6 protein-coding genes are annotated in these 6,144 nt (G+C 67.1%); 4 read left to right on the plus strand and 2 right to left on the minus strand.

Features of this window, described 5'->3' with window-relative positions:
* The first annotated feature begins 113 nt into the window (after window positions 1–113).
* Both AC1DKV_RS23710 and AC1DKV_RS23715 read left to right on the plus strand, forming a co-directional pair.
* Window positions 114–407 carry a transposase gene (locus AC1DKV_RS23710; protein ID WP_441612208.1) on the plus strand — a complete coding sequence of 98 codons (294 nt, stop codon included), beginning with the start codon at window positions 114–116 and terminating at the stop codon, window positions 405–407.
* Window positions 408–512: 105 nt separating this feature from the next.
* On the plus strand, window positions 513–878 hold the full coding sequence (locus tag AC1DKV_RS23715) for a hypothetical protein (protein WP_441612209.1): 366 nt from the start codon (window positions 513–515) through the stop codon (window positions 876–878).
* Between the two features lie 30 nt (window positions 879–908).
* Here the strand turns inward: AC1DKV_RS23715 and AC1DKV_RS23720 are convergent, their stop codons facing one another.
* Entirely contained in the window at window positions 909–1,433 is a 525-nt protein-coding gene (locus AC1DKV_RS23720) for a hypothetical protein (RefSeq protein WP_441612210.1), read from the minus strand.
* A 571-nt stretch (window positions 1,434–2,004) separates the two neighbouring features.
* Here AC1DKV_RS23720 and AC1DKV_RS23725 point away from each other — a divergent pair.
* A complete protein-coding gene (locus AC1DKV_RS23725; RefSeq protein WP_441612211.1) occupies window positions 2,005–3,162 on the plus strand; it encodes an extracellular catalytic domain type 1 short-chain-length polyhydroxyalkanoate depolymerase in 1,158 nt (385 codons plus the stop codon).
* A gap of 79 nt (window positions 3,163–3,241) precedes the next feature.
* Here the strand turns inward: AC1DKV_RS23725 and AC1DKV_RS23730 are convergent, their stop codons facing one another.
* Window positions 3,242–4,552 (minus strand): MFS transporter, encoded by a 1,311-nt coding sequence (locus AC1DKV_RS23730; RefSeq protein WP_441612212.1) that lies wholly within the window; start codon window positions 4,550–4,552, stop codon window positions 3,242–3,244.
* Window positions 4,553–5,008: 456 nt separating this feature from the next.
* On the opposite strand from AC1DKV_RS23730, the gene AC1DKV_RS23735 reads away from it, so the two are divergent.
* Window positions 5,009–6,144 (plus strand): AsmA family protein (locus AC1DKV_RS23735; RefSeq protein WP_477138103.1); only part of this gene is annotated, 1,136 nt, incomplete at its 3' end.

The raw sequence follows: 6,144 nt of genomic DNA on the forward strand, positions 1-6,144 counted from the left end.
ATGAACACACTGAATTGCCTTTTGCGGTGCGGGTGGTAACTTTGCGGCAGGGGTAGAACTGGCCACGCACGCGCCTGCCGGGCGCGAGCGGCCTTTGCTAGCGGAGGCAGGCAGTGAACAGACGATTCTCGGAGGAGCAGATCCGCGGCTACCTTGCGGAAGCGGCGACCGGCGTGCCGGTGCGCGAACTGTGCGCGCGCTATGGCTTCAGTGATGCGTCCTTCTACGGCTGGCGTATCAAGTACGCGCACGGCGCGGGAGGGGAAGCGCGGGGCGAAAGCCGCAAGCTGCGTGAGTTGCAGGAGGAAAACACCCGTCTTAAGAGTATGCTTGCCGATGCGCTGCTCAAGCTCGAGCTGCTGCGCAACCCCAATAACCGTGGCGGCAACAGCAAGGAACGAAGCTAAGTCCGGATCTTCCCGCCATGCACGATTGACGGCGCTGAGTGCTGGCGACCCATGAGCCAGGATCGTCAGGGATGGCGCGTAGCGCCCCCACTGTGGAGATGAGAAATGAGACGGGCTTCGATAGTCATGGCTGGCCTGCTGGGACTCTGGCTGCCTGGCAGCCAGCTTGCCACCGCCGCCGCGCTGGAGGTTCCCGCGCCTATGGTCGCGCCACCGCCGCCGCTGATGCTCGACCCCGCCACCGACAATGCCGGCCCGGCCGCCGACGGTACCCTGACGCCGGCCCAGCGCACGCACTGCCAGGCCTTGCTCGACCGGATCAACGGATTGCCCTCGGGCACGCAATGGTCCGCCGGCAAGTCCACGGTGACTTCCGCCGATGGCAGCACCCACCAGATGATCGAACGCCAGGCCGACCGCAAGAAGCTCAACGAAGCGTACCGGCAGGAATGTGCCCAGGAAAAACGCTGAGCGCCTTGCCTGTGCCTCCCTTGCCGTGCCTCATTTGCTGTCGCAGCGCTCCGGCGGAATCGTGACTTCCCCTACCGGCTGGTTGCCCTTGCCCTGGTAGCGGTAGTTCAGCGTGACACCCATGCGGCCGAGCACCGGCACGTCCGGGTTACGGCAGATGCCCTTTACCAGCACCGGCCCCGCACTGGCCATGAAGGCCACGGTGCCCTCGCGCGAGGCGTCGACCCCTACCAGGCTCAGGCGGAATACCACCCGCTTGCCGGGCGAAACGCTGCAGCCCTCCAGGCGGGTCGCGTTGTCGAGCGTGAAAGGTCCGGCACGCGTCAGTTCCTGGCATGCCGCGACGAGTTCGGCGTCCGCGCCACCGCCTGTCAGCCGCGTGACCCCGCTCATGCCGGTGCCTTTGCCCTCGACTGTGCCGAGCAAGAGCCTGGCCAGCTTGGAGAGCGATGCCGGCGTGTTCGCTTGCGCAGCGACTGCCGGTGCGAGTCCGGTGATCATCAGGAAGGCAAGTGGCGCCGCGCGGATGCGCGCGGCAAAAGGGGAGTCCCGCATACAGATAGATACCGGAAACCAGGTCGGGCGCCGTCGCGCGCAGAGGACCAGCGCTGGCTGGCGTCTTCTGCGTGCACTGAGGCATGGGCTGACCATAACCGCGATTGCGCGGGCAAGCTGTCGGTCTTTGTCCTACGCCGCCGGCGCGCGCACGGCCCCGCCACGCTGGTGCGGCGGCAGTGAAGCCTTGGCCGGCGAGGCATTCCGCCCGGCACCCGGCCCGGCGCCTTCCCAGGTGGGCGGATCGTCACGCGCTCGGGGTCTTCGTCAAGCACAGCGAGCAGCTCGACATAGCTTCTTCGGACGTGGCCATGCGTTCTCCAATTCCCCGGAATTGACACCAATGCAGTATAACCACGGCCCTTCTGCCGCTAACTCGGGTGTATCTGTGTTCTTTTGCGCTCCGGATCAAATTTTTTCGATGCGGTAGCGCGGCGCCCCATGCGCGCGTTGCTGCACGCAGCGGGGCGCAATGTCTGCCTTGCATGACATGTGGCTGGAAAGCGACGGCGGGCGCGCCCTGGCGGCTGTGTTATGCTGCATCGCAACAATGCAGACAGCAGGAGTCTTCATGGCCAAGAGCCTTTCGGCGGACTGGCATGCGCAACTCCGGCACATCAGCCGGGCGCAGCCGCAGTCCGTGCGCCAACTCAAGACATGGTTCGACCGTATCGCAACTCTTAACCCGGCGTCCCCCCGCCTGCGGGCGCGCTCGCCCGCTCCCTTGCGCCTGCCGTCGCGGCAGCCTCTGCCCGGCGAATGGACCGCTCACCACCACGACCTGGCGCCATTGCCGGGCGAACTGGTGCCGCACCTGCCGTACTGGCTTTATGTGCCTTCGCGCGGGGCACGCCGCCCCATGCCGCTGGTCGTGATGCTGCATGGCTGCCGGCAGACGCCGGAAGACCTGGCCGCCGGAACCCGCATGAACGCGCTGGCCGAGCGCGAGGGCTTCATCGTGGCCTATCCGCAGCAGCCGCTGCGGCGCCAGATGCAGCGCTGCTGGCAATGGTTCGACCTGGGCGCCACGGAAGGCGGCCGCGAGGCGCAGGCGCTGTCGGTGCTGATCGATGCACTGGTGACGCGGCCCGACGTGCGCGCCGACCAGGTCTACCTGGCCGGCTTGTCCGCTGGCGCCAGCATGGCGGCGGTCGTGGCGTTGCGCTATCCCGGCAAGATCGCCGCCGTGGGCCTGCACTCCGGGGTGGTAGTCGGCGCCGGGCATACCCCGCACGACGGCCTGCGTGCCATGCTGCATGGCAGCAGCGTCGACCCGGCGATGCTGCTGGATGCCGCCGGCGCCATGCCGGGCGGACCCAGGATGCCCGCCATCATCCTGCACGGCATGGCCGACGATGCGGTGAATCCGGTCAACGCACGTCTGCTGGCGCGGCAATTCCTGGCCTACAACGGCATGACCGAACGCGTGGACGACCGCATGAACGGCGACGCGAAGCGGCACCCGGACCATGCCGGAGTGCCGCCCGCCGATGCGGCGGGTACCGGCGCCGCCGTTGCGCGCGTCGATCCGCCTTCCGCGGCCCTGCCTGCCGGCGACTACCTCGAGGCCAGCTTCGGCGTGTGGAACCGCGAGATGGTGGAAGTGTGCGAGATTGCCGGTCTCAGTCACGCGTGGAGCGGCGGTGACGGCGACTTTGCCTATCACTCGCCGGTCGGGCCCGACGCCAGCGCGCTGATGTGGAAATTCTTCAGGCAGCATCGCCGCTGAGGTGGCGGCCGCAAGGCAAATAAAAAGGGCCGCACAGCCAAGTGCGGCCCTTTTGCCTTTCCGGAGCGGGACAGCTGGTTCAGGCCAGCGAGCGATCCTTGACGAACAGCGCCGTCACCATGCCCAGTGCGCACAGCGCCACCACGTAGTAGGCGGGCGCGAGCGGGTCGTTCTTGAGCATCAGCGTGACGATCATCGGAGTCAGGCCGCCGAAGATCGCGTACGACAGGTTGTACGAAAACGACAGGCCCGAGAAGCGCACCTGCGCCGGGAAGGCCTTGACCAGCACGAACGGCACCGCGCCGATGGTGCCGACGAAGAAGCCGGCCACGGCATACAGCGGGATCAGCAGGTCGGGGCGCGTGTGCAGGACGCTATAGAAGATATAGGAGCTGACCGCCAGCAGCAGTCCGCCGACGAACAGCGTCACGCGGGCGCCGATCTTGTCTGCCATCAGCCCTGCCACCACGCAGCCCACGGTCAGGCACAGCGTGGCCACGCTGTTGGCCACCAGCGCGGTGCGCGCGTCGAAGCCGTAGATCTTCTGCAGGAAGGTCGGGGTCATCAGGATCACCACCACGATGCCGGCCGACAGCATCCACGTCAGCAGCATCGATACAGCAACCGCGCCACGGTGGTCGCGCACCACCGCCTTGAGCGGCATTTCCGCGGCAAGCGCCTTGCGCTTCTGCAGTTCGGCGAACACCGGCGTCTCGTGCAGCCAGCGGCGCAGGTACATCGAGCCGATGCCGAACACGCCGCCGAGCAGGAACGGCACGCGCCAGCCCCAGTCGGTGAGTTCAGCCGGCGTGAAGATGCTGTTGATGGCGGTGGCCACCAGCGAACCCAGCAGGATGCCGGCGGTCAGCCCGGCGGTCAGCGTGCCGCAGGCGTAGCCGGTGCGGCGCGCCGGTACGTGCTCGGAGACGAAGACCCAGGCGCCGGGCACTTCGCCGCCCACGGCCGCGCCCTGCATCACGCGCAGCAGCAGCAGCGCCACGGGCGCCAGCAGGCCGATCGCGTGGTAGGTCGGCAGCAGGCCCATCAGCAGCGTCGGCACCGACATCAGCAGGATGGAAAGCGTGAACATCTTCTTGCGGCCGAGCAGGTCGCCGAAGTGCGCCATGATGATGCCGCCCAGCGGGCGGGCCAGGTACCCCGCGGCGAAAATGCCGAAGGTCTGCAGCTGGCGCAGCCAGTCCGGCACCGAGGGCGGGAAGAACAGCTGCCCGATGACGGTGGCGAAGAAGACGAAGATGATGAAGTCGTAGAACTCGAGCGCGCCCCCGAGGGCGGCGAGGGCAAGCGTCTTGTAATCCTGTCCGGTCAGGGGGCGCGCCGGGATGCTGCGCGCGTCGTCTGCTCCGGCAGTACTGCTGATGGTCGACATGAGGAGACTCGCATGGAAAAAGTTCGCATGCGAAGCGCACAACACGGTTGACGTGGAGGGATCTGGCCGGAGGGTTACAGCGCGGGAGAAGCAGGCACGAAGTGGCGGATAAGCCGCTGGCTTGCGACAAGACGCTTCGCAAAGACGGAACAATACCAGATTGGCGCGGGCCCGGCCGGCACCAGCCCAGTTGAATGGATTATTTGCAGTCCTGAAATCGCCTTGAGATTAGTTTGAATGCCTTTGCTTTGCCCCGAACCGTTGCCATAATGTGGGTAAAAAGTGAAATCAGGGCCACAAAGTGGCCGATTCGCCGGATAGCCGCATAATAAAAGCGCATCTTCTTGCGTTGGCGGCAGGCGAATTCCGCGTGCGCAGCGTGCGCGGCTTTTCGGCAGCCCGGAAATAACGGGATTTCGGGTGAGGGTGTTTCGGGGTCGAATTCTTCAGGATCACATGGCAATCAAGTTCTCCATGCAGGCGGCAACCGCCACGCCGCGCCGCCGGGCTGGCGTGCGGGTAGCCGGCGGCATCGTGGCCGCGCTGGCGGTGTTCGGCCTGGCCGGGTATTTCGGCGGGCCACCGCTGATCAAGTCGTTCGTGGCCGGAAAGGCCAGCGAAGCGCTCGGCCGCAAGGTCACCTTCGGCGGCGCCCAGGTCCGGCCGTTCTCGCTGGCGGTCACCGTTTCCGACGTCACCATCTACGAGCCCGACGGCACCACGCCGATGCTCACGCTGGGCGAAGCGGAAATCGACGGCGCCATCGCCTCGCTGTGGCACATGGCGCCGGTAGTGGACGCCGTGCATATCGACAGGCCCGCGCTGCACCTCGCGCGCGATGCCAGCGGCCGCATGAATTACGCGGACATCCAGGAGCGCTTCGCCGCCAGGCCGGCCCCGCCCAAGTCCGAGCCGGCGCGCTTCTCCGTCAACAATATCGCCCTGACCGGTGGCAGCCTGGTGTTCGATGACAAGCTGCTCCAGCAGACGCAGCGCGTGGACGACCTCACCATCACGCTGCCGTTCCTGTCCAACCTGCCGCACGACGTAGAGATCGTCACGCGGCCCACGCTGAGCGCGCGCATCAACGGCTCCGCGCTGGCGCTCGACGGCACCATGCTGCCGTTCGCCGCCTCGCACGAGACGCACCTGAACCTGAATCTCGATGCCCTGGAGCTGCCGCGCTACATGGCATTCGCGCCCAGGCTCAAGGACGCCGAGATCAAGGGCGGCCTGCTGGATACGCGGCTGACGCTTGGCTTTATCCAGGACAAGGACAAGCAGGACATCTTCCTGGCGGGCACGGCGGCGCTGCGCGAGGCCGATATCCGCAAGCACGACGGCTCGCCGCTGCTGAAGGCGGGCCGCCTGGCCGTCGATATCACCCGCATCGAGCCGCTGGGCCACAAGGCGCACCTGCGCAGCGTGACGGTGGAAGGACTGGCTGCTAACGCCACGCGCCATGCCGATGGCACGCTCGACCTGGCCCAGGCCTTCCTGCCGCAGGCCACCGCCACGGCGCCAGCCAGGCCGGCAAGGCCTGCTCCCGCACCCGGCGCCGCGGCGCCGGCCTCCGCGCCGGCCGCGAAAGC

It is taken from the genome of Cupriavidus sp. 05T41 (assembly GCF_056396525.1).